We start from the raw sequence: 21,673 nt of genomic DNA, 5'->3' as shown, positions 1-21,673 counted from the left end.
AGGTCACCGCGGTGCCGGTGGTCGGCGTGCCGGTCGAGGTACCGGTCGCCGAAGGTCACCGGGCCGGCGAATGTGCGGAATACTCGACGTCGCGGTACGGCGGGTCGCGGACCGGCCGTACCGGGGACAGCGGCGTCCATCTTCCGGTGTCGACCCCGTACCGGGGTCGCACCCGCGAGACTCGACCGAGACACGACACAGCTCAAGGAGCGCTCATGCCCATCGCCACGCCCGAGGTGTACGCCGAGATGCTGGACCGCGCGAAGGCCGGCAGCTTCGCGTACCCGGCGATCAACGTGACCTCGTCGCAGACGCTGAACGCCGCGCTGCGCGGCTTCGCCGAGGCCGGCAGTGACGGGATCGTCCAGGTGTCCACGGGCGGCGCCGAATACCTGTCCGGCTCGACCGTCAAGAACATGGTGACCGGCGCGGTCGCGCTTGCCGGGTACGCGCACGAGGTGGCCAAGCAGTACCCGGTGAACATCGCGCTGCACACCGACCACTGCCCGAAGAACAAGCTCGACTCCTACGTGCGCCCGCTGCTCGCGATCTCGCAGGAGCGGGTGGCGCGCGGCGAGGACCCGCTGTTCCAGTCGCACATGTGGGACGGCTCGGCGGTGCCGCTGGACGAGAACCTGGAGATCGGCCGTGAGCTGCTGGCCCAGGCACACCAGGCGAAGATCGTCCTGGAGGTGGAGATCGGCGTGGTCGGCGGCGAGGAGGACGGCGTCGTCGGCGAGATCAACGACAAGCTCTACACCACCCCGGCCGACGGGCTGAAGACCGTCGAGGCGCTCGGTACCGGCGAGAACGGCCGCTACATCACGGCGCTGACGTTCGGCAACGTGCACGGGGTGTACAAGCCGGGCAACGTCAAGCTGCGGCCGGAGATCCTCAAGCAGATCCAGGACGAGGTCGGCGCGAAGGTGGGCAGGCAGCGCCCGTTCGACCTGGTGTTCCACGGCGGGTCCGGTTCGACGCTGGACGAGATCCGGGCCGCGGTCGACTACGGCGTGGTCAAGATGAACATCGACACCGACACCCAGTACGCGTTCACCCGGCCGGTGGTCGACCACATGCTGCGCAACTACGACGGCGTGCTGAAGATCGACGGCGAGGTCGGCAACAAGAAGCAGTACGACCCGCGTGCCTGGGGCAAGGCGGCCGAGCAGGGCATGGCCGAGCGGGTCCAGGCGGCCTGCGAGGCGCTGCGCTCCAGCGGTACGACGCTGGCGAAGTGAGCGAGGTCGGCCCCGCGGCCCCGGGAGCGGTCCGGAAACGCCGGACACGAGTTGCGTAACGAGCGTCACACACCGACTCGCCAACACAACCGAAAGTGTGGTACGAACGGCACTCGGTCGGACCTAGCGTCTGTCTCGGCGTCGCCGCCGGCGCCGGGACGGGCCCTGGGGCTTGCCCCGAGACCCTGCCGTGGCGGGCCGGCTGCGGGGCGGGACGGGCCAGGCAGCGCGGGTCCGATCGAGTGCCGGGTTCGGGTCCATTCGGCATGGTGATCTTTCGTGATACGGAATGGGGTCGCGGGGCCGTGAGCGAGACTGGCTTTCTGGGGGATGAGCACCTTCTACCTCGTCCAGCACGGCGAGAAACAACGCAGGGGAGGGGACCCGGGGCTGACCGTCACCGGGCGGGCCCAGGCGCTGTGGACCGGGTCGTGCCTGCGAGGCAGGGGCGTCACCCAGGTCTGGGCCAGCCCGCTGCGGCGCAGCCGGGAGACCGCCGAGATCATCGCCGCCGTGCTGGGGCTGCCGGTGCACACCGACCCGCGCCTGCGCGAGCGGATGAGCTGGGACGGCAGCCAGCCGTTCGACACCTTCCAGCGCGAGTGGGCACGCTCCACCGCAGACCGGGACTACCGGCCGCTGTGGGGTGACAGCTCGCGCGACGCCGGCGACCGGCTCGCCGGGTTCCTGCGCGAGCACGCCGAGGACCGGGGCAACACGGTGGTCGTCTCGCACGGCGGCGTCACCGTCGACCTCGTCCGTACCCTGTTCGGCGACGAGCCGCTCGCCGACCGGCCGGAACTGCTCACCCGCGGCGTCGCGCCGTGCTCGCTGACCACGGTGCGGTACGCGGACGCCACGCCCACGCTCGACCAGTTCGCCGACGACCGGCACCTGTCCACGCCGGAGGCGCCGACCGGGGCGTTCACCCACCAGGTCGGCGGGTACCGGCCGCGCTGGCTCTACACCGCCCGGGAGATCCTGGACGTGCACGGCGAGCGGCTGGCCCGGCTGGCCGGCCGGCCGCTGGAGCACACCTGGGTGCTGTGGGATCGCGACCTCGACGAGTGGTACAGCGAGGGGCCGGTGGTGTTCCAGTTCGCCGGCGAACGGCTCACCGCCTGCCACCGGCGTACCGGGGAATGCTCGCTGAGCTGGGACGACCTCGACCCGACCGAGCCGGTCGACGCCGGCGACGAGAGCCTGCGGCTGTGCTGGCGGGCCGACGTGCTGCCGCCGCTCGCGCCGGTCGTCGGGCATCCGCTCCGGCTGCTCGACCTGGTCGAGGACGGCGACCCGGACGGGCGCTGGCTGATCAGCGGGCTCGACTTCGGTTTCGACGATCCGCACGTCGTGCTGGCGAACGTGGACGGGCACAACGCGCTGTCCGGGAGACCGACCGCCGGCTCCGAGCCGCGCCGCCGGGTCCGGGTGTCCTGATCTCCCGGACACCCGGGCAGAGCTTGGTCGCGGGCGCCGCGGCAGAGCGTGCTCGCGTGGGTGCCGCGGCAGGGCTCGGGCGCCTCGGCAGACGAGAACGGTGGCCCGTCGCCGAAGCGGCGGGCCACCGTCATACCGGGTCCTGGGGAGGCTCCGGACACCTGGTACGTCGGGGACCGCGGGCCGCGTGTTACACGCACCCGGGGGCGTCGCCGTCGGTACCTGCCCGCCTCCGCGCCGTGGCGTCGACCCGCGACCGGCCGCGACGCGGTCCCGGCGCCGGATCGGCGGTGGGCCGCTGCGGGTAGCGTTCGGGTGTCGGGAGCCTGCGCGCCCGGAGTGTGAAGGCCTGGAAATGTCGTACCGATTGGCGGAATGAGCGTGTCGCACCAGAACCTGCTGCCGGAGCCGCCGGCGACCCTGCTCGCCGAGGAGCCCGAGCCGGCCGCCGAGCTGGCCGCCGCGTTGCGCGACGACGGTGACGTCGCCGCGGTCGCCGCCCACTTCCCGGCCTACAGCGCCGCCTGGGCCGAGCTGGCCGAGCGCGCGCTGGCGAGCGGCGCGGTCGTGACGGCGTACGCGTACGCGCGGACCGGGTACCACCGCGGGCTCGACCAGCTGCGCCGCAACGGCTGGAAGGGGTTCGGCCCGGTGCCGTGGTCGCACCTGCCGAACCGCGGCTTCCTGCGCTGCCTGCACGCTCTCGGGCAGGCCGCCGACCAGATCGGCGAGTCCGACGAGGCGGCCCGGTGCGCCACCTTCCTGCGCGACTGCGATCCCTCCGCCGCCGACGCCCTCGACGGCTGATCCGCTCGTCTACAGAGAAGAAACCCAACCCCACCCCTTACCCGAATCTGGGGCGCTCGGGCGGTTGCGGGGGCGGGCGCGTCAGGCGCCGGCGCCGGTGCCCACTACCGCGGTGCGGGTGTAGTGGCGCATCTCCTCGATCGCGGGGAAGTACGGCTTGATCTCGGCGAAGAAGGCGCGGAAGGCGGGGCTGCCGCGGAAGCCTTGGAGATGGTCGGCAGCCGACGTCCAGGTGATGCGCAGGACGTACGATTCGGGGTCGTCGTCGCACCGGGTGAGCTCGTAGTCGACGCACTGCGGCGCGCCCGCCAGCGGCACCGCGGCGCGGGCGTACGCGGCCTCGAACGCCTCGGCGTCGGCGACCGGAATGCGATAGCGGGTGTACTCGATGATCATGAAGCCAGCGAAACACCGGGCCGGCGCGGCCGCAAGAACGCACTTTCCGGTGCGTGCCCGGTGAGCGCCGCCCGCGCCTACCACTGCCCGGTCGAGCTGACGATGGACGTCATCGGCCGCAGGTGGACGGCGGTGATCCTGGCGCACCTGAAGGAGGGCGTGCACCGGTACGGCGAGCTACGGCGCCGGATGCCCGACGTCAGCGAGAAGATGCTCACCCAGCGGCTGCGCGAGCTGGAGCGCGCCCGGCTGATCAGCCGCACCGTGCACGACGGCGTGCCGGCACCCGTCTCGTACCGGCTGACCGACGAGGGCGTCAGCCTCGCCCCCGTCCTCCAGGCGCTGTACGACTGGGGCACCACCCGCGCCACCCGCCACGCCATCCCGCTGGACCCGATCTCCTAGCGGCCGGGCCGCGTCGGACCCTAGAGTCCCTCCGCGACCGCGGCGGCGATCTTCAGCCAGGCGTCCCGGCTGGACTGGGACAGCCCCGCGTAGCGGATCGGCTCACCCGAGTCGAGCAGCTTCTCGTACGGCGCGAGCAACACCGCCCGGGTGCGCGCGGAGAAGTGCCGCTGCACCGCCGGCAGGTCGAGATCCTTGCGGTGGGCCGGCATCGAGACCACGGTGACCGCCCGCCGGACCAGGTCGTGCCGGCCGGTCTGCTCCAGGTGGTCCAGCGCCCGCGCGGCGGTCTCGGCCGAGTCGTTGCGCGCCGACATGCACACCACCAGCTGGTCGGTCGCGTCGATCGCGGACTGCCAGTTCGCCGCGCGCACGTTGTTGCCGGTGTCGACCACGATCAGCTTGTAGAACCGGCTGACCACCTCGCGGATGTCGTGGAACGCCGCCGCGGTGAGCATCTCGCCGGCGGTCGCCGACTCGTCCGACGCCAGTACGTCGAACATCGCCTCGCCCTGGGACCGCACGTACTGGGAGAGGTCGCCGACCCGCCCGGTCGGGCCGCGGAAGTGCGCCAGGTCGCGCAGCAGGTCACGCACCGTACGGTTGTGGAAGTCCTGCGCGGCGCGCATCCCGAGGGTGCCCTGCGTCTCGTTGTTGTCCCAGGCGAGTACGTAGCCGCCGCGCTTCTGGCCGAACGTCATCGCGACCATCAGCACCGCGACGGTCTTGCCGGCGCCGCCCTTCGGGTTGATCACGGTGATCTGCCGCAGCCCGCCGAAGTTGCGGCGCACCATTTCGACGGCGTGCCGCTGCTCCTGCTCCTTGCGGCCGGGGCCGAGCTTCATCAGGCCGAACGAACCGACCCGTACCGCCCGCCGTACGCCCTGGGAGGCGACCGGGTCGCTGGGTCGCGCGGCGCGGCGCTGGGCGAAGTCGTCCGCGGTCGGGGCGTGGTCCGCCCCGGGCATCGGGTAGTGCGGCTGCTGCTCGACCTGCGGGTACTGCCCGGTCTGGTACTGCTGCCCGGCACCCCACTGCGGCGCGCCGGGCTGGGGGGTCGGCGCACCACCCCAACCCTGCTGCTGCGGGTAAGCGTCGTACCCGGGTGGCGCCGACTGCGGCGCCGCCGGCCACTGCTGGCCCGGGTCGACCGCCGGCTGCCCCTGCCCGGCGCCCTGGTTCGTCCCCCCGCCTTGCACCGGACCGCCCTGTACCGGGCCGCCCTGTACCGGGCCGCCCTGTACCGGGCCGCCGTGCGCAGGGCCGCCGTGCGTGGGGCCGGCCTGAGCCGGTCCGCTCTGCGCGGGACCGCCCTGCGCGGGACCGGCCGGCGCCGGACCGCCTTGCGTCGGGCCGCCAGCTGCGGGGCCGCCCTGGTGCTGCGCGGGCCGGTTCTGGCCGGGCTGTGGCGGCGCGGGCTGCTGCGCCGCCTGCCCGCCGGGTCGGCCGGGGCCGTTCGGGCTCGGCGCAGCCTGCCCCCCGGCGTGCTGGCCTGCGGTAGCTGGGCCTTGCGCTCCCGGCCCGGTCGCCGGCGGGTCGGCCAACGGCGGCAGCGCCAGCTGGTCGAAGACGCCGTCCTGGGTGTGGTCGTAGGGCGCGTCGGCCGGGGCGGGCCGGGCCGCCGGCGCACCCGGCTGCGGCGAGGTGGGTGCCGCGTCGGTGACCTGCGGCCAGCCGGCGCCACCACCGGAGAACGGGTCCACGTCCGGCGGCTCGGGCCAGCCGGTGTCGGTACCGGCCGGCTGTTGGGACCAGTCCGCGGTGGCCGGCCGGCCGTCGGCAGGCTGGAACGCGGGCCAGTCCGACCCGGCGCCACCGGCCGGGGTGGGCTCGGAGAACGGCGACCACGGGTTGGTGTCGGCCACCGGCCAGCCGGCCCCGCCCGGCTCCGTGCCGCCCCAGCCGGCGCCGCCCGGCTCCGTGCCGCCCCAGCCGCCCGCGTCCGGCGCCGGCGGCGGCCAGGGCGCGTCCGGCCCCGCCGGCGCGGCCGTGTCGTCCAGCTGGGCGGTCGGGGTCGGGTCGTCGGCGACGTCGCCGGACGGTACCGGTGGCCACGGCCCGGGCGCGCCGTCGTTCGGCGCACCGGCTGCCGCGGCGTCGTCCCGGCGGGGCGGGACGGTGGTTCGGGCACCGTCATCCGCGGGCGACGAGGTCGACTGCCGACCGGTGCGGGAATCCTCCACCAGTTCCCCCTGTGACCTGTACGGTCCGCGACGCGTGGTCGCGGACGGTGAGCGGACTACTCGATATTGTCGGCCATTCGTCCGGCCGACGCAGATTTAGTGGACAGCCACCCCAGGCTTTCCTGTTGGGGCCTCTCGACAGAACCCGACCGGGACAGATCTAGCAGTTCTATCGGTACACCGCCCAGGCGCCTCGTTCCACCCACCAGGTGCGCTTGCGGGTCAGCGTGCCGGTCACCGCGTCGTCGACGAACGGTACGTCCTCGGTCGGCGTCACGGCGACCGCGCGCCCGTGCGCCCGCCGCACCTCGACCCGGGCGCGCCGGTTGCCCAGCCAGCGCTTGCCCACGTAGCGCAGTACCGCCACGGCGACGTCGACCGAGCCGTCGGCCGGATCCGCGGCGGTGACCAGCGGCAGCCCGTCCACCTCGGTGTAGCTGTCGCCGGGCGCGTTGACCACCGTGCACAGCAGCAGCGGGTCGGTACCGTCCGACAGCACCGCGTCGTCCACGTTGACCACGGCGCGCCACGGTACGGGCCGGCCGTCCTCGTCCGCGCCACCCAGCAGCGCGCCGTGCAGCGTCACCGATCCGCCGTCGGTACGCAGCAGGTCGAAGCGGGCGGTGCGCCCGGCCAGCACCGCGGCGGCCACCTTCGCCGGGTCGCGCGGTAGGCCGAGCCGGGCGACCAGGTCGTCGGTGCCGTTGCGGTCCAGCGACAGCAGCCCGATCGGCGGCAGGTCCGGCAGGGTGCGGTCGGCGGGCAGGTCGGCGGGGCGCTTGCTGGGCGGCGGCGCGCAGCGCCGGACCAGCCGGCGGACCACCGCGCGGGCCTCGCCGTCGTCGTTGCCGACCACCACGAGCTTGCCGTCGGCCAGCACCGTCTCCTTCAGTACGGTGTCGATCTCGGCGTCCGAGTTCGCCTCCACCAGCCGGACCTCGGCACCGCCGGCGCGCAGCGCGTCCCGGCAGGCCAGTACCGCGGCGCGCGGCGTCGGTGGCTCGCCGTGCCCCCCGCAGCCGGACCCGCAGCTCGCGGCGTCGGAGCCGCCGCGCGCGCTGTCGGCGCTGCAGCCGGTACCGCAGCTGTCGCAGTCGTCGCCGGTGTCGTCGCCCTGGCCGAGGCCGAGCAGTACCACCTGGTCGCCCACGTCGTTCCTCCCGTACGCCGACCTGCGGGCCGGCAGTCGCTCGGTACCACGGTGGCAGGCGACGCGGCGGCGGTCGGCGCCAGGGTCGGGGTCGCCGCCCAGCAGCTGGTCATGCCGGTGGGCGGCGGCAGTCCGGCCGGCTGCGACCTCTATGGTTCCGGTGTAGCGGGAGGCGCCAGGAGGGCGGACGCATGCCAGCGATCGTGGTCGTCGGTGGACAGTGGGGCGACGAGGGCAAGGGTCGGGCAACCGACCAGCTCGGGGACCGAATCGACTATGTGGTGCGATACCAGGGCGGCAACAACGCCGGGCACACCATCGTCACGCCGGACGGCGAGAAGTTCGCGCTGCACCTGCTGCCGTCCGGGGTGATCACGCCCGGCGTGGTGACCATCATCGGCAACGGCGTGGTGGTCGACCCGAAGGCGCTGCTGGAGGAGATGGACGGGCTCGCCGCCCGCGGCGTCGACACCAGCAACCTGCTCGTGTCGGCCGATGCGCACCTGATCATGCCGTACCACCGGATCATGGACAAACTGACCGAGCGGTACCTGGGTGTGCAGCGCATCGGCACCACCGGGCGCGGCATCGGCCCGTCGTACGGCGACAAGATCGCCCGGATCGGCATCCGGATGCAGGACCTGCTCGACCCGGGCATCCTCGCCCAGAAGCTGCAGGGTGCGCTGCGGGAGAAGAACCAGGTCCTGGTCAAGGTCTACAACCGCAAGGCGATCGACGCCGACGCGGTGTGCGCCGAGTACCTGGAGTACGCCGAGCGGCTCCGCCCGTACATCGCGGACACCCGGCTGGTGCTCGACCAGGCGCTGACCGCCGGCAAGACCGTGCTGCTGGAGGGCGCCCAGGCGACGATGCTCGACCTGGACCACGGCACCTACCCGTTCGTCACGTCGTCGAACCCGACCTCCGGCGGCGCCGCCGTCGGCGCCGGCATCCCGCCGACCCGGATCGACCGCGTCGTCGGCGTCTCCAAGGCGTACGCGACCCGGGTCGGCGCCGGGCCGTTCCCCACCGAGCTGTTCGACGAGAACGGTGAGCACCTGCGCAAGGTCGGCGGCGAGTACGGGGTGACCACCGGCCGGCCGCGCCGCACCGGCTGGTTCGACGCCGTCGTCGCCCGGTACGCGACCCGGGTCAACGGGCTGACCGACCTGGTGCTGACCAAGCTCGACATCCTGTCCGGGCTGCCGCGGGTGCCGCTGTGCGTGGCGTACGACGTGAACGGCACCCGGCACGACGAGATGCCGATGACGCAGACCGACTTCCACCACGCCAAGCCGATCTACGAGTACCTGGACGGTTGGTGGGAGGATCTCGCCGACGTGCGGAAGTTCGGCGACCTGCCGGCGAACGCGCAGCGCTACGTCGAGCGGGTCGAGCAGCTCGCCGGCGCACCGGTCGCGATCGTCGGCGTCGGCCCCCGCCGCGACCAGACGATCGTCCGCCACGACCTCCTCTAGGGTCTGTTTCGCAAGTCCCGCGTGCCGGCTGCGGCGGCCCCGTTTGCCCGCTCGCGGCGTTGTCGGACAGCCCGTGTGCAAGCCCGGCACACGAACTGCCCTCCGCCTTGCGAGCAGACAAACGGGACTCGCCTCGCTCGGCCGGGGGCTCCGAAACAGACCCTAGAGCGAGCGGGGTCCGCGACACCTCGGGACCGGAAGGTACGCCCGGAGCCTGCCGCCACGCCGGAGGACCCCCCGAACCGGCGTGGGGCGAGGGGTACGGCCGGGGTTGCGGAACGTAGGCTGCCGGCATGCGGGTACTGCTGATCGGGACGGGCGGGCGCGAGCACGCGCTGGCGCTGTCGTTGGCCGCCGACCCGGCGGTGGAACTGCTGGTCTGCGCGCCGGGCAACCCGGGGATGGCGGAGGTCGCGGAGCTGCGCGAGGTCGTGCCGACCGACCCGGCCGCGGTCGCCGCGCTGGCCACCGAGGTACGCGCCGACCTGGTCGTGGTCGGCCCGGAGGCGCCGCTGGTCGCGGGCGTCGCCGACGCGGTCCGGGCGGCCGGGATCGCGTGCTTCGGCCCGTCCGCGGCGGCGGCCCGGCTGGAGGGCTCGAAGGCGTTCGCCAAGGACGTGATGGTGGCCGCGAAGGTACCGACGGCGCGGGCGCGCAGCTGCGCCGGGCGCGCCGAGGTGGCGGCGGCGCTGGACGAGTTCGGCGCCCCGTACGTGGTGAAGAACGACGGGCTGGCCGCCGGCAAGGGCGTGGTGGTCACCGACGACCGGGCCGCCGCGCTGGCACACGCCGACGCCTGCCTGGCGCCCACCGACGGCAGCGTCGTCGTCGAGGAGTACCTGGCCGGACCCGAGGTGTCGCTGTTCGTGCTCACCGACGGGACCGCCGCGGTGCCGATGCTCGCCGCGCAGGACTTCAAGCGCATCGGGGACGGCGACACCGGCCCCAACACCGGCGGCATGGGCGCGTACGCGCCGCTGCCGTGGGCGCCGCCGACCCTCACCGACGACGTGCTGCGCGACGTGGTGCACCCGCTGCTCGGCGAGCTGCGGGCCCGCGACGCGACGTTCAACGGCCTGCTCTACTGCGGTCTGGCGCTGACCGCGGACGGTCCGAAGGTGATCGAGTTCAACGCCCGGTTCGGCGACCCGGAGACGCAGGTGCTGCTGCCGCTGCTGACCACCCCGCTGGCCGGCCTGCTGTACGCCGCGGCCACCGGCCGGCTCGCCGAGCACCCGCCGCTGACCTGGCGCGAGGGTGCCGCGGTGACGGTCGTGCTGGCGTCCGCCGGCTACCCGGGTACCCCGGAGACCGGTGCGGTGATCAGCGGCGCCGACGCGCCGGGGGTGGTGCACGCCGGTACGGCCCGGGGCGCCGACGGTGCGCTGGTGTCGGCGGGCGGCCGGGTGCTGTGCACCACCGGTACCGGGGAGGACCTCGCCGCGGCCCGCGCCGCCGCGTACCGGTTGGCCGGGTCGGTGACGATGCCGGGCGGGCAGCGCCGTTCCGACATCGCGCTGGCCGCCGTGCAGGGCACCGTCACCGTCCCGCGCTGACCCGACACCCGCCGCGCCGCCATTCGCCGCAGCCGGGTCCGGAGCGGCCGGATCGGCGGTACCGGTCCGGTGGTGGATGCCGGCGCGGGGTCCGGGCCGGTAGCCTGCCGTCGTCGGCGGGAGGTGGCGGTGGACACGGAGCGCGAGTTCGCGGAGTACTTCGCCGCGCGCGGCCAGGCGATGCGCCGGACGGCGTACGCGCTGTGCGGCGACTGGCACACCGCCGAGGACCTGGTGCAGTCCACGTTCGTCCGGCTGTACCGGCACTGGCGTAGCATCCGCCGCCCCACCGTCGACGCGTACGCGCGGCGCACGCTGCTCAACCTGTTCCTGTCCGGTCGCCGCGGCGCCTGGCGCGAGCAGGTGGTACCGGAGGTGCCGGAGCGGGTGGCCGCGGCGCCGGGCAGCGAGGACCGGATCGACCTGGCCCGGGCGCTCGCCCTGCTGTCGCCGCGGCAGCGCGCCATGGTGGTGCTGCGCTACCTGGAGGACCAGTCGGTCGCCGAGGTGGCGGAGCTGCTCGGCGTCGCCGAGGGCACGGTGAAGAGCCAGACCGCGCGCGGCGTGCAGGCGCTGCGTACCGCGCTCGGCGAGCGCGTGCTGTCCGGGCGGTGAGGCGATGCGCGACGAACTGCCCCCCGGCCCGTCCGGCGATCCGCTGCCGAACCGGTGGGCGGCGTCGAACCGGTGGCAGCCGCCGGACGACACGGCCGGCCAGACCCCGGGGGACGAGCCGCTGCGCGAGGCGCTGCGCGACTACGTGAGTTCGGACGAGCCGCCGATGCGGGTCACCTCGGACGGGCTGCTCGTCGCCGCCCGGCAGGACCGCCGGCGCCGCCACCTCGGCGCGCTGGTCGGCACCGCCGCCCTGGTGGTACTGGTGCTGGCCGGTGCGATGCTCGGCACCGGGCAGCGCACCGGGCCGCCACCATCGCCGGCCGAACGGGGCGGCTCGACCGCGGACCGGCTGGACGCGGCGTTGCGGGCGGCGTTGCCGCACAGGTCGCGGCTGACGCTGCGCAGCCTGTACCCGGCGGACGGCGGTACCGCGCTGCCGGCCAGCGCCGCCGCCTCGGCGAACGCCTGGTACGGCACCTGGGAGTCCACTGTGGATGGCCGGACCGAGGAGGTACGGCTGGCGCTGACCTACTCGACCGGGACGCTGCCGGCGTGCCCGGCCGGGCAGCGGTGCCGGCTCGCGCCCGGCCCGTACGGGACGCGGGTTGCGACCTACACCGCCGACGACACGCGGTGGGCCGTGCACCTGCGCGGTCCGCATCTCGCGGTGCGGGTCGGCGACCGCAGCCGGACCGGCCGGTACGGCTACGACCGCGCCGCGCTCACCCGGGCGGCGACGAGCGCCGCGCTGGCCGCACCGGTACCGGTGACGCTGCGGTCGGCGGCCCCGGCCCGACGCGGCGGTACGGCGAAGGCCGAGCGGGCCGCGCTGGACACCGCGGTGCGGGCGGACCTGCCTGGCGGTGCGGCGCTGCGCGCGTACCGGGACCCGGTGCCGTTGGCGGTGTCGGCGGCCGGGCCGAGCCGGCTGCCGGACTCACGGGCACGCGCCGCGGATGCCTGGTACGCCGACTGGACGGTGCCGGGCCAGCCCGGCGCACCGCGGCTGGCGTTGCTGGCCACGTCGCCCGGCGGCGATCGCCTCGAGCCGCGGCAGGTGTGCGCCGCCGCCGGTACCACCTCGTACTGTCACGACAGGAAAGCGGACGGTGGTCGGCTCGTCACGTACGAGGTGTCGATCGGCGATGCGGTCGAGCGGGGTGCGGTGCTGCTGCGCCCGGACGGGTCGCGCGTGCTGCTGACCGAGTCGGTACTGGCGAGCGTCGACTTCCCGTTCGCCGCGGCCGACCTCGCCGGCGTCGTCACCGATCCGGCCCTGCGCCCCTGACCGCGCCGCACCCCTGCCTGCCGGTACGTCCAACGGTCGACCGGCCCCTGTCTCGCGCGTCACGTCGAGTGACGGGCGGGTGTCCGGAGATCTCCGGTGGTGACCGGGAAGTACCCCGGCCTTCCACGTTCTGGTGATGCCTTCCCATGATGTGGGTGGCGAATCCACCCGGGCGCGGTATCGTCGCTGACGCTGCTTTGCTTACCTACAAATCGAACCAGGGTGTCGGAGGTAGTGCCGTGCGACGGCCGGTCGTTGGGGTCACCGGATACAGCGTCGGGGCGGAGAAGTCCCGCGAACTCGGCTTCGGCCCACGTCACCTCGACATCACTCCGGGTACGTATCTCGGCTGGGTACGCGACTGCGGCATGCTGCCGGTCCCGATTCCCGTGCACTCAGAGCAACTGCACGACGACTATCTCTCCATGCTGGACGGTCTGCTGCTGACCGGCGGCGCCGACATCGGCCCGGAGCTCTACGGCGCACCGGCGCACCCGCTGGCCAAGCTGGAACCGCACCGGGACGCGTTCGAGTTCGGGCTGGTCCGCGCCGCGTTCGAGCGCGGCCTGCCGATCCTCGGCATCTGCCGCGGCATGCAGGTACTCAACGTCGCGCTCGGCGGTTCGATGCACCAGCACCTGCCGGAACGCTCCGAAGAGGTCGTGCACTCCAGCGAGTTCCGGGACGGTCGCCGGCACCCCGACGACATGTGGCAGCCCGCGTACCACCAGGTCACGATCACCGACCCGACGCTCGCCGCGCTCGCCGGCGCCGAGAAGATCAGCGCCAACAGCTACCACCACCAGGGCGTCGCCGCGCTCGGTGAGGGCCTGTCCATCGCCGCCCGCGCGTCCGACGGGCTGGTCGAGGCGATCGTCGGCGTCGACCGGCCGCTGCTCGGCGTGCAGTGGCACCCCGAGATGCACACCGCGACCGACCAGGCCGGCATCGCCCCGTTCCGCTGGCTGGCCAACCGCCTGACCAGTCCGGTGTCCGCCGACGAGGTCCTCGCCCTCAACTGACCGACGCCCCACGCCGGCGCGGCGTCTCGGCGTCTCACCCCGTTGATCAAGGGCTCGTCCCGTTGATCAAGGGCTCGTCCCGTTGATCAAGGGCTCGTCCCGTTGATCAAGGGCTCGTCCCGTTGATCAAGGGATCGCGGCAGGAAGTCCTCGCACTTCGTGCCCCGATCCCTTGATCAACGCATCGGGGGCCCCGCGCCCTGCGCAGCCGGCATCGGCCCGGGCCGATGCGGGAGCGTTGCCGGGTCGGGGAGAATGGTGCCGTGACTTCTGCGGCGAAACCCCAGGTCCCGAACGTGCTGGCGGCGCGGTACGCGTCGGCGGAGCTGGTCCGGCTCTGGTCCCCGGCGTACAAGGTGACGCTGGAGCGGCGGCTCTGGCTCGCCGTCCTGAAGGCGCAGCGCGACCTCGGCGTGAGCGTGCCGGACGGCGTCGTCGAGGCGTACGAGAAGGTGCTCGACGACGTCGACCTCGACTCGATCGCCGAGCGCGAGCGGGTCACCCGGCACGACGTCAAGGCGCGCATCGAGGAGTTCTCGGCGCTCGCCGGGTACGAGCAGGTGCACAAGGGGATGACCAGCCGCGACCTGACCGAGAACGTCGAGCAGCTGCAGGTACGCGACTCCCTCGCGCTGGTGCGCGACCGCATCGTCGCCGCGCTGGCGCGGCTCGCCCGCCGCGCCGCCGAGTACCAGACGCTGGTCATGGTCGGCCGGTCGCACAACGTGCCGGCGCAGGCCACCACGCTGGGCAAGCGGTTCGCCAGCGCCGCCGAGGAGCTGCTCGGCGCGTACGCGCGGCTGACCGAGCTGCTCGACCGGTACCCGCTGCGCGGCATCAAGGGCCCCGTCGGTACCGGGGCCGACCAGCTCGACCTGCTCGACGGCGACGCGACCAAGCTCGCCGAGCTGGAACGGCGGGTCGCCCAGCACCTCGGCTTCGCGCACGTGTTCGACTCGGTCGGCCAGGTCTACCCGCGCTCGGTCGACTACGACGCGGTGTCCGCGCTGGTGCACACCGCGGCGGCGCCGTCGTCGCTGGCCACCACGATCCGGCTGATGGCCGGCCAGGAGCTCGTCACCGAGGGCTTCAAGGAGGGCCAGGTCGGCTCCTCGGCGATGCCGCACAAGATGAACACCCGCTCCTGCGAGCGGATCAACGGCTTCGCGGTGATCCTCCGCGGGTACGCCTCGATGACCGCGGAACTCGCCGGCGGGCAGTGGAACGAGGGCGACGTGTCCTGCTCGGTGGTACGCCGGGTCGCGCTGCCGGACGCGTTCTTCGCCGCCGACGGGCTGTTCCAGACGCTGCTGACCGTGCTGGACGAGCTCGGTGCCTACCCCGCCGTCGTCGCCCGCGAGCTCGACCGGTACCTGCCGTTCCTGGCGACCACCAAGATCCTCGTCGCCGCGGTACGCCGGGGTGTCGGGCGGGAGCAGGCGCACGAGGTGATCAAGGAGCACGCGGTCGCGGTGGCCCTCGCGTTGCGCGGCGAGGCCAGCTCGAACGACCTGTTCGACCGGCTCGCCGCGGACGACCGGATGCCGCTGACCCGCGCCGACATCGACGCGCTGGTCGCCGACCGGGCTGCGTTCACCGGAGCGGCGTCCGCCCAGGTCGACGCGGTACTGGCGCGGATCCGCCCGATCCTCGACGCGCACCCGGAGGCCGCCGCCTACACCCCCGCCCCGATTCTCTGACCGACCGCAGGTGGCGCTGCCGCCCGACCGCCGGTGGCACTGCCGCGCCGCCGCGCGTCGATCAGGGAGCTGTGCTCGACGGTTCGGCGTGACCGCCGGACTCGACTCCCTGCTCGGCACGCGGCGCGCCCTGCCCCGGGTCAGCCGGTGGTGGCGAACAGGTTGGCGTATCGGGCGAGGTAGAGCGGCCAGCCGCGGTCGTCGGCGATGCCGTCGCGGACGCCCTCCCAGCCGGGGCCGTGCCGGTCGAGGTGCCGGTGTTCCAGTTCGACCCGGGTCCGGTCGGGCGCCTCGGCGACGAACCGCACCTCGACCTCGCTGCTGTTGCTCTCCGGGTCGCTCTCCACCTGCCAGGTCGGCCCGATGTCCCAGCTGAACACGACCCGGTTCGGCGGGTCGTACGCGAGGATCCGGGCCCAGCGGCATTCGCTGCCGTCGACGCCGCGGTCGACGATGCCGCCGCCGACCCGCGGCTCCAGCGTCGTCTCCGCGATCGGTACCGACAGCAGGTTGTGCTCGGGCGGCTTGAAGTCGCCGAACCGCTGCGTGAACGTGGCGAACGCGCGCTCGGCGTCCACCGGTACGACCACGGAACGGACGACGGTGGTGGTCTCGGTGCTGGTCACGATGACTCCTCGGGTTCGGATTTCGGTGGTTGCCGGTCGCCCGGCAGCAGGTCCTGGTAGCCGGCCAATGCGCGGCGCCAGAACGTGTCGAGCTGGTCCCGGAGCGCTGCGACGCCGGCCGGGTTGAGCCGGTAGACCCGGCGGGTGCCGCGCACCTCGTCATCGACCAGCCCGGCCGACTTGAGTACCCGCAGGTGCTGCGACACCGCCGGCCGGCTGATCGGCAGCTCGTCGGCGAGCTCGCCGACGGCCCACGGCCGCTCCGCCAGCCTGGTCACGATCGCGCGTCGGGACCGGTCACCCAGTACGTCCCACGCTTCACCGGCTTCGTTAGTCTCCACGAACCGTAAGTTACAACTTACCGATGGTCGCGTCAACGGCCCGGTCGGGTGGTCGTACGGCGTCTACGAGGGTGCCGACCCGCGAGCCGCCACCAGCGCCAGGCCGCCGACTCGTACGGGCGGTGAAGCTCAGCGCGACCCGATGCCGGCGCGTCGGGTCTGTGGTGAGAGGGGGGATCTGCCGGACGAGAACGCGGCTGCGGTCGCCGGCGGTACCTGGCCGGTTTCACGTGAATCAGCAGCGGCGGGTTGGCGTGAGCCGCCCGACGATCCACCGACCGGTGCCGGAGATTGCGGCATTGTCGCACCGTATCGGGGGGTTTCCCGGGTTGGCCGGCGGCGGGGCGGGGTAGCCCGCGAGATACGCTGAGCGCGCTCGTGCCCGGCAACTATTTCGACAGGAGCGTCGCGTGGCTCGCGTGGTCGTCGACGTCATGCTCAAACCCGAGATTCTCGATCCCGCCGGTCAGGCGGTCGCGGGCGCGTTGCCCCGGCTGGGTGTCACCGACGTCGCCTCGGTGCGGATCGGCAAGCGGGTCGAGATCGAGTTCACCGGTGAGCCGGATCTGGCGAAGGCCAGGCAGCTCGCCGATGCGCTGCTCGCCAACCCGGTGATCGAGGACTTCACCGTACGGGTCGAGAAGGCGGGGCGGGCCGCACCGGCCGGCGCCATCGACGCGATCTCCGGTGTGGACCCGGTGGAGCCGGACGTGCCGGCGGTGATCGCACCGCGCCGGCTCGACCCCGGTACCCCGCTGGTGGAGGCCCGGCCGGTCGAGACCGCGGCACCAGCCGCCACGCCGAGCGCGGCGCCAGCCGCCACGCCGGCGAATGCCGTACCACCGGCCGCGGCGGCCGAGGGTGAGGGCGAGGGCGGGCAGTGAGCCGGATCGGGGTCGTCACGTTCCCCGGCTCGCTGGACGATCGGGACGCGCAGCGCGCGATCCGGCTGTCCGGGGCCGAACCGGTCGCACTCTGGCACGACGACGCGGACCTGCACGGGGTCGACGCGGTCGTGCTGCCCGGCGGCTTCTCGTACGGGGACTACCTGCGCTGCGGCGCGATCGCCCGGTTCTCCCCGGCGATGATGTCCATCGTGGATGCCGCGAACGCCGGGCTGCCGGTGTTGGGCATCTGCAACGGTTTCCAGATCCTCTGCGAGGCGCACCTGCTGCCCGGTGCGCTGACCCGCAACGGGCACCTGCACTTCCGCAACCGGGACCAGTGGCTGCGGGTCGAGCAGACCGACACCGCGTGGACCAACGCGTACCAGCCGGGCGCGGAGATCCTGATCCCGGTGAAGAACGGCGAGGGTTGCTACGTCGCGGATCCGGCCACGCTGGAGGAGCTGGAGACGACCGGCCGGGTCGTCTTCCGGTACGTGCGGGGCAACCCGAACGGTTCGCAGCACGACATCGCCGGGGTGCGCAACGCAGCCGGCAACGTGGTCGGGCTGATGCCGCACCCGGAACACGCGGTCGAGGCGCTGACCGGTCCGTCCACCGACGGCCTCGGCATCTTCGCGGCCGTCCTGGCACACCTTGGCACCGCGGTGCCCGCGGCGAGTCGGGATCGGCGGTAGGAGAACGATGACAGACAGCGAGAAGCCCGTGCTGGACACCGTGCCGCGCGCGGCCGACACGCCGGAACAGGCCCAGCCGTACGCGGAACTCGGCCTTGCCGACGACGAGTACCAGCGGATCCGGCAGATCCTCGGCCGCCGGCCGACCCAGTCCGAGCTCGCGATGTACTCGATCATGTGGTCCGAGCACTGCTCGTACAAGAGCAGCAAGGTCCACTTGCGACAGTTCGGCGAGAAGACGCCGAAGGACACCCGGATGCTCGCCGGCATCGGCGAGAACGCCGGCGTGGTCCGGGTTTCCGACGAACTGGCCGTCACGTTCAAGGTGGAGAGCCACAACCACCCGAGCTACGTGGAACCGCACCAGGGTGCGGCGACCGGCGTCGGCGGCATCGTCCGCGACATCCTCGCGATGGGTGCCCGCCCGATCGCGGTAATGGACCAGATCCGGTTCGGCGCGGCCGACCACCCGGACACCGCCCGGGTACTGCCGGGCGTCGTCGCCGGCATCTCCACCTACGGCAACTGCCTCGGGCTGCCGAACATCGGCGGCGAGCTGGTCTTCGACTCGTGCTACCAGGGCAACCCGCTGGTCAACGCGCTGTCCGTCGGCGTCCTGCCGGTGGCCCGGTTGCAGCGCAAGGAGGCCGAGGGCGAGGGCAACGTCGTCGTCCTGGTCGGCGCGAAGACCGGCCGGGACGGCATCGGCGGCGTCTCGGTCCTCGCATCCGCCACGTTCGACGAGACCAGCCAGCAGCGCCGCCCGTCGGTACAGGTCGGCGATCCGTTCATGGAGAAGCTGCTGATCGAGTCCTGCCTGGAGCTGTACGACGCCGGCCTGGTCGCCGGCATCCAGGACCTCGGCGGCGCCGGCCTGACCTGCGCGCTGTCCGAGACCGCCGCGGCGGCCAACACCGGCATGCTGATCGACCTCGACCGGGTACCGCTGCGCGAGGCGTCGATGGACCCGCACGAGGTGCTCGCGTCCGAGTCGCAGGAGCGGATGCTGCTCGTGGTCGAGCCGCCGAAGCTCGACGCGGTGCTCGCCGTCTGCGCCAAGTGGGGGGTACTCGCCACCGCGCTCGGCACCGTCACCGGAGTCGGCGACAAGCTTACGATCCGCTGGCACGGCGAGACCGTGGTCGACGCGCCGCCGGCGAGTCTCGCCGACGACGGCCCGGTGTACGCGCGGCCGCTGCGCGAGCCGGCCGACCGGGTGCTGCTGACCGCCGACGTGGCCGAGACGCTGCCCCGACCGTCCACACCGGACGAACTGCGGGACACGCTGCTGCGCATGGTCGCGGCGCCGAACCTCGCGGACAAGACCTGGGTGACCGAGCAGTACGACCGGTACGTGCTGGGCAACACCGTGCTGGCGCAGCCGGAGGACGCCGGCGTGCTGCGGCTGTCGGAGGACTCCAACCTCGGGATCGCGCTCGCCACCGACGGCAACGGCCGGTACGCCCGGCTCGACCCGTACCAGGGCGCGCAGCTGGCGCTGGCCGAGGCGTACCGGAACGTCGCGGTGACCGGCGCCGAGCCGATCGCGGTGACCGACTGCCTCAACTTCGGCAGCCCGGAGGACCCGGAGGTGATGTGGCAGTTCGCCGAGGCGGTCCGCGGCATCGCCGACGGCTGCCAGCAGCTCGGCATCCCGGTCACCGGCGGCAACGTCAGCTTCTACAACCAGACCGGCCGCACCCCGATCGACCCCACCCCGGTGCTCGGCGTGCTCGGGCTGCTTTCCGATGTGCGGCAACGCATCCCGATGGGGTTCAAGCCCAGCGCGGACGGCCGCGGCGACCTGCTGATCCTGCTCGGCGAGACGAAGCCGGAGCTGTCCGGGTCGGAGTGGGCGGCCACCGTGCACGGTCACCTCGGCGGTACCCCGCCGACCGTCGACCTGGACCACGAGCGGCGGCTGGCCGAGCTGCTGCGCGCCGCCGGCTCGCACGGGCTGATCACCGCCGCGCACGACGTGTCCGACGGCGGCCTTGCGATGACCCTGGTCGAGGGGTGCCTGCGGCACGACGCCGGTGTCCGGGTGCTGCTGCCGGACGGGTTCACCGAGGGGACGGACCCGTTCGTGTTCCTGTTCTCCGAGTCCTCCGGCCGGGTGCTCGTGTCGGTACCGCGGGGCATGCAGGCCGCGTTCACCGCGCTCTGCGCCGAGCACCAGGTGCCGTGGACCGGCATCGGCATGATCGACCCGGACAGCCGGGAGCTGGCGGTGGCACACCAGTTCACCGTGCCGCTGGACGAGCTGCGTACGGCGTGGTCCGGGACGCTCCCGGCCCTGTTCGGCGCTCCTGCCGAGGCGGCGGCGCTGGCCACGGACGCCTGAGCGCTGCGTGCTTGGCGTGCGGGTGTCAACGCCCTCTGTCCGGCGCCGCATGTGGCTGGTGGTGTAAAGGCCACCTCTGTTCACGCTTGGACCCCGCGTGGGGGAATGCGAGGAGAGGGCTTCGCCCCCTCCTCGCGCTCCTTCCCCGCCAAGGGGATTCCCCTTGGCCATCCCCTTGGCAGGCCCGGTGATGGTGTCCATCGACGCCGAGTGTGTGTCGAAGAAGACCGGGGAACCGGCCGGGCATGTCCATCACGGCAACGCCCGCCTCGCAACGCGTCGCGTCGCTTCGTGTCCTGGCGGCCCACAAGCGGGTGGGGTTGGCTTGGCGTGGCGGGTCCGGCGGCGATGGGTAGGCCGTACCGACGCCCCGTAGCTCCGAAGCGGCCAGGCGGCGTCCTTCCTGATCACTGGTTTTCCGGTGGGGGATTGTCAAGGGGGCGACTGCCCCCTTGATGGGGAGGGGTGTGGGGAGGGGCGAAGCCCGCTCCCCACGGTTCCCCCACGGGGGGTGAAAAGAGGAACAGAGGTGGCCTTTACACCACCAGCAAGAGCGCACGCAGCGCGAACAGGATTTACACCGCTCACAGTAGCGAGCGCCGGCGGGCAGGGGTGGGCCTGACACCCCGACCCCGAGCCCACCCGCCATCGTCTCCAAGATTTCGGTGACCGACAGCACCGGAAATCCTCGCGCGCCCTCGCGCGCCCGGCGGTAATTTCGCGGCATGACCGAGTCGGTGTTCACCCAGCCCGGTGCGGGCGTCCGGTTCGAGTGGGGGCTGGCCGGCGCGGCCGAACTGAGCCGGGTGTGCGCCGCGCTCGTCGTCGTGGACGTGCTGTCGTTCACCACGTCGGTGACCATCGCGGTCGAGCGTGGTTTCCGGGTGCACCCGTTCCCGTGGAACGACCAGGCCGAGCAGTACGCGCAGCGGATCGGTGCGGCGGTCGCGGTGGGCCGGTCGGCGACGACCCCGAAGCGGCCGTGGTCGCTGTCGCCGTCGGCGCTGCGGTCGGCGCCGGTGGTACCCGATCTGGTGTTGCCGTCGCCGAACGGGGCGACCATCTGTGCCGCGGCCCAGTCCAGCGGGATCCCGGTGCTCGCCGGCTGCCTGCGCAACGCGAGCGCGGTCGCCGACCTGCTCCGCTCGGACGGGTACGGGACGCCCGAGGCACCGATCGGCGTGATCGCCGCGGGCGAGCGCTGGCCGGACGGCACGCTGCGGCCGAGCGTCGAGGACCTGCTCGGCGCCGCGGCGGTACTGGACGGGCTGACCGGCGGTGAGCTGTCGGTCGAGGCCGCCGCGGCGGTGGCGGTGCTGTACGGGATGCCGGACGTGCCGGCGGCCGTCCGCGGCAGCGCCTCCGGCCGCGAACTGACCAACTACGGCTTCGGCGCCGACGTCGATCTCGCGGTCGAGCGCGACGCCAGCACCGAGGTGCCGGTGCTGCGTTCCGGCGTCTTCACCGGCGGCCGGGTCCCCCGGACCCGCTGAGCG

Annotated in this window: 18 protein-coding genes and 1 pseudogene; 14 read left to right on the top strand and 5 right to left on the bottom strand. The window is 73.3% G+C overall.

Translation table 11 applies throughout. The features are described from left to right. Window positions 1–215 precede the first annotated feature (215 nt). From fbaA to Asera_RS04620, 3 genes are all read left to right on the top strand, one after another. Entirely contained in the window at window positions 216–1,241 is a 1,026-nt protein-coding gene (gene fbaA / locus Asera_RS04630) for a class II fructose-bisphosphate aldolase (protein ID WP_030449194.1), read from the top strand. 330 nt (window positions 1,242–1,571) lie between these two features. Continuing rightward, the gene (locus Asera_RS04625; protein ID WP_051802926.1) at window positions 1,572–2,681 is read left to right on the top strand and encodes a histidine phosphatase family protein; all 1,110 of its coding nucleotides are present in this window, start codon (window positions 1,572–1,574) and stop codon (window positions 2,679–2,681) included. A 375-nt stretch (window positions 2,682–3,056) separates the two neighbouring features. Continuing rightward, entirely contained in the window at window positions 3,057–3,488 is a 432-nt protein-coding gene (locus Asera_RS04620) for a DUF3151 domain-containing protein (RefSeq protein WP_030449193.1), read from the top strand. Window positions 3,489–3,569: 81 nt separating this feature from the next. Here the strand turns inward: Asera_RS04620 and Asera_RS04615 are convergent, their stop codons facing one another. After that, a complete protein-coding gene (locus tag Asera_RS04615; RefSeq protein ID WP_030449192.1) occupies window positions 3,570–3,884 on the bottom strand; it encodes a putative quinol monooxygenase in 315 nt (104 codons plus the stop codon). Between the two features lie 60 nt (window positions 3,885–3,944). On the opposite strand from Asera_RS04615, the gene Asera_RS04610 reads away from it, so the two are divergent. After that, window positions 3,945–4,289 (top strand): winged helix-turn-helix transcriptional regulator, encoded by a 345-nt coding sequence (locus Asera_RS04610; RefSeq protein ID WP_244843736.1) that lies wholly within the window; start codon window positions 3,945–3,947, stop codon window positions 4,287–4,289. Window positions 4,290–4,309: 20 nt separating this feature from the next. On the opposite strand, the gene Asera_RS32965 is transcribed toward Asera_RS04610, so the two are convergent. Beyond that, window positions 4,310–6,472 (bottom strand): chromosome partitioning protein, encoded by a 2,163-nt coding sequence (locus Asera_RS32965; protein ID WP_244843734.1) that lies wholly within the window; start codon window positions 6,470–6,472, stop codon window positions 4,310–4,312. A gap of 169 nt (window positions 6,473–6,641) precedes the next feature. Continuing rightward, window positions 6,642–7,622: a diacylglycerol kinase family protein gene (locus Asera_RS04600; protein ID WP_030449189.1), complete on the bottom strand. Its 981-nt coding sequence runs from the start codon at window positions 7,620–7,622 to the stop codon at window positions 6,642–6,644. Between the two features lie 191 nt (window positions 7,623–7,813). Here Asera_RS04600 and Asera_RS04595 point away from each other — a divergent pair, with 191 nt between their 5' ends. The 6 genes from Asera_RS04595 (at window position 7,814) to purB (ending at window position 15,284) form a co-directional block, all read left to right on the top strand. Then, a complete protein-coding gene (locus Asera_RS04595; protein WP_212804511.1) occupies window positions 7,814–9,100 on the top strand; it encodes an adenylosuccinate synthase in 1,287 nt (428 codons plus the stop codon). 293 nt (window positions 9,101–9,393) lie between these two features. Next, a complete protein-coding gene (purD, locus tag Asera_RS04590) occupies window positions 9,394–10,656 on the top strand; it encodes a phosphoribosylamine--glycine ligase (protein ID WP_030449187.1) in 1,263 nt (420 codons plus the stop codon). A 129-nt stretch (window positions 10,657–10,785) separates the two neighbouring features. Further along, window positions 10,786–11,271, top strand: coding sequence for a SigE family RNA polymerase sigma factor (locus tag Asera_RS04585; RefSeq protein WP_157035136.1), 486 nt, complete (start codon window positions 10,786–10,788; stop codon window positions 11,269–11,271). Between the two features lie 4 nt (window positions 11,272–11,275). Continuing rightward, window positions 11,276–12,562 (top strand): hypothetical protein, encoded by a 1,287-nt coding sequence (locus Asera_RS04580; RefSeq protein ID WP_030449185.1) that lies wholly within the window; start codon window positions 11,276–11,278, stop codon window positions 12,560–12,562. A 239-nt stretch (window positions 12,563–12,801) separates the two neighbouring features. Next, window positions 12,802–13,584, top strand: coding sequence for a gamma-glutamyl-gamma-aminobutyrate hydrolase family protein (locus tag Asera_RS04575; protein ID WP_051802925.1), 783 nt, complete (start codon window positions 12,802–12,804; stop codon window positions 13,582–13,584). 227 nt (window positions 13,585–13,811) lie between these two features. After that, on the top strand, window positions 13,812–15,284 hold the full coding sequence (purB, locus tag Asera_RS04570) for an adenylosuccinate lyase (protein WP_051802924.1): 1,473 nt from the start codon (window positions 13,812–13,814) through the stop codon (window positions 15,282–15,284). 140 nt (window positions 15,285–15,424) lie between these two features. Here purB and Asera_RS04565 read toward each other — a convergent pair whose 3' ends face one another. Next, a complete protein-coding gene (locus Asera_RS04565; protein WP_030449182.1) occupies window positions 15,425–15,910 on the bottom strand; it encodes an SRPBCC family protein in 486 nt (161 codons plus the stop codon). Further along, a complete protein-coding gene (locus Asera_RS04560) occupies window positions 15,907–16,251 on the bottom strand; it encodes an ArsR/SmtB family transcription factor (protein WP_035298449.1) in 345 nt (114 codons plus the stop codon). Before Asera_RS04560 ends, Asera_RS04565 begins: the two co-directional genes overlap by 4 nt. 410 nt (window positions 16,252–16,661) lie before the next feature. On the opposite strand from Asera_RS04560, the pseudogene purS reads away from it, so the two are divergent. The 4 genes and pseudogenes from purS to Asera_RS04540 form a co-directional block, all read left to right on the top strand. Continuing rightward, window positions 16,662–16,889: pseudogene (purS, locus tag Asera_RS04555) on the top strand (phosphoribosylformylglycinamidine synthase subunit PurS); the annotation flags it as partial. A 242-nt stretch (window positions 16,890–17,131) separates the two neighbouring features. Further along, window positions 17,132–17,833: a phosphoribosylformylglycinamidine synthase subunit PurQ gene (gene purQ / locus Asera_RS04550; protein WP_030449179.1), complete on the top strand. Its 702-nt coding sequence runs from the start codon at window positions 17,132–17,134 to the stop codon at window positions 17,831–17,833. Window positions 17,834–17,840: 7 nt separating this feature from the next. After that, window positions 17,841–20,177, top strand: a complete 2,337-nt coding sequence (gene purL, locus Asera_RS04545; protein WP_084132660.1) for a phosphoribosylformylglycinamidine synthase subunit PurL — start codon at window positions 17,841–17,843, stop codon at window positions 20,175–20,177. Window positions 20,178–20,902: 725 nt separating this feature from the next. Beyond that, window positions 20,903–21,670, top strand: a complete 768-nt coding sequence (locus Asera_RS04540) for a 2-phosphosulfolactate phosphatase (RefSeq protein WP_030448427.1) — start codon at window positions 20,903–20,905, stop codon at window positions 21,668–21,670. Window positions 21,671–21,673: the final 3 nt, after the last annotated feature.

The organism is Actinocatenispora sera, assembly GCF_018324685.1.
Classification (GTDB): domain Bacteria; phylum Actinomycetota; class Actinomycetes; order Mycobacteriales; family Micromonosporaceae; genus Actinocatenispora; species Actinocatenispora sera.
This window is presented reverse-complemented; position numbering and strand designations above follow the sequence as displayed.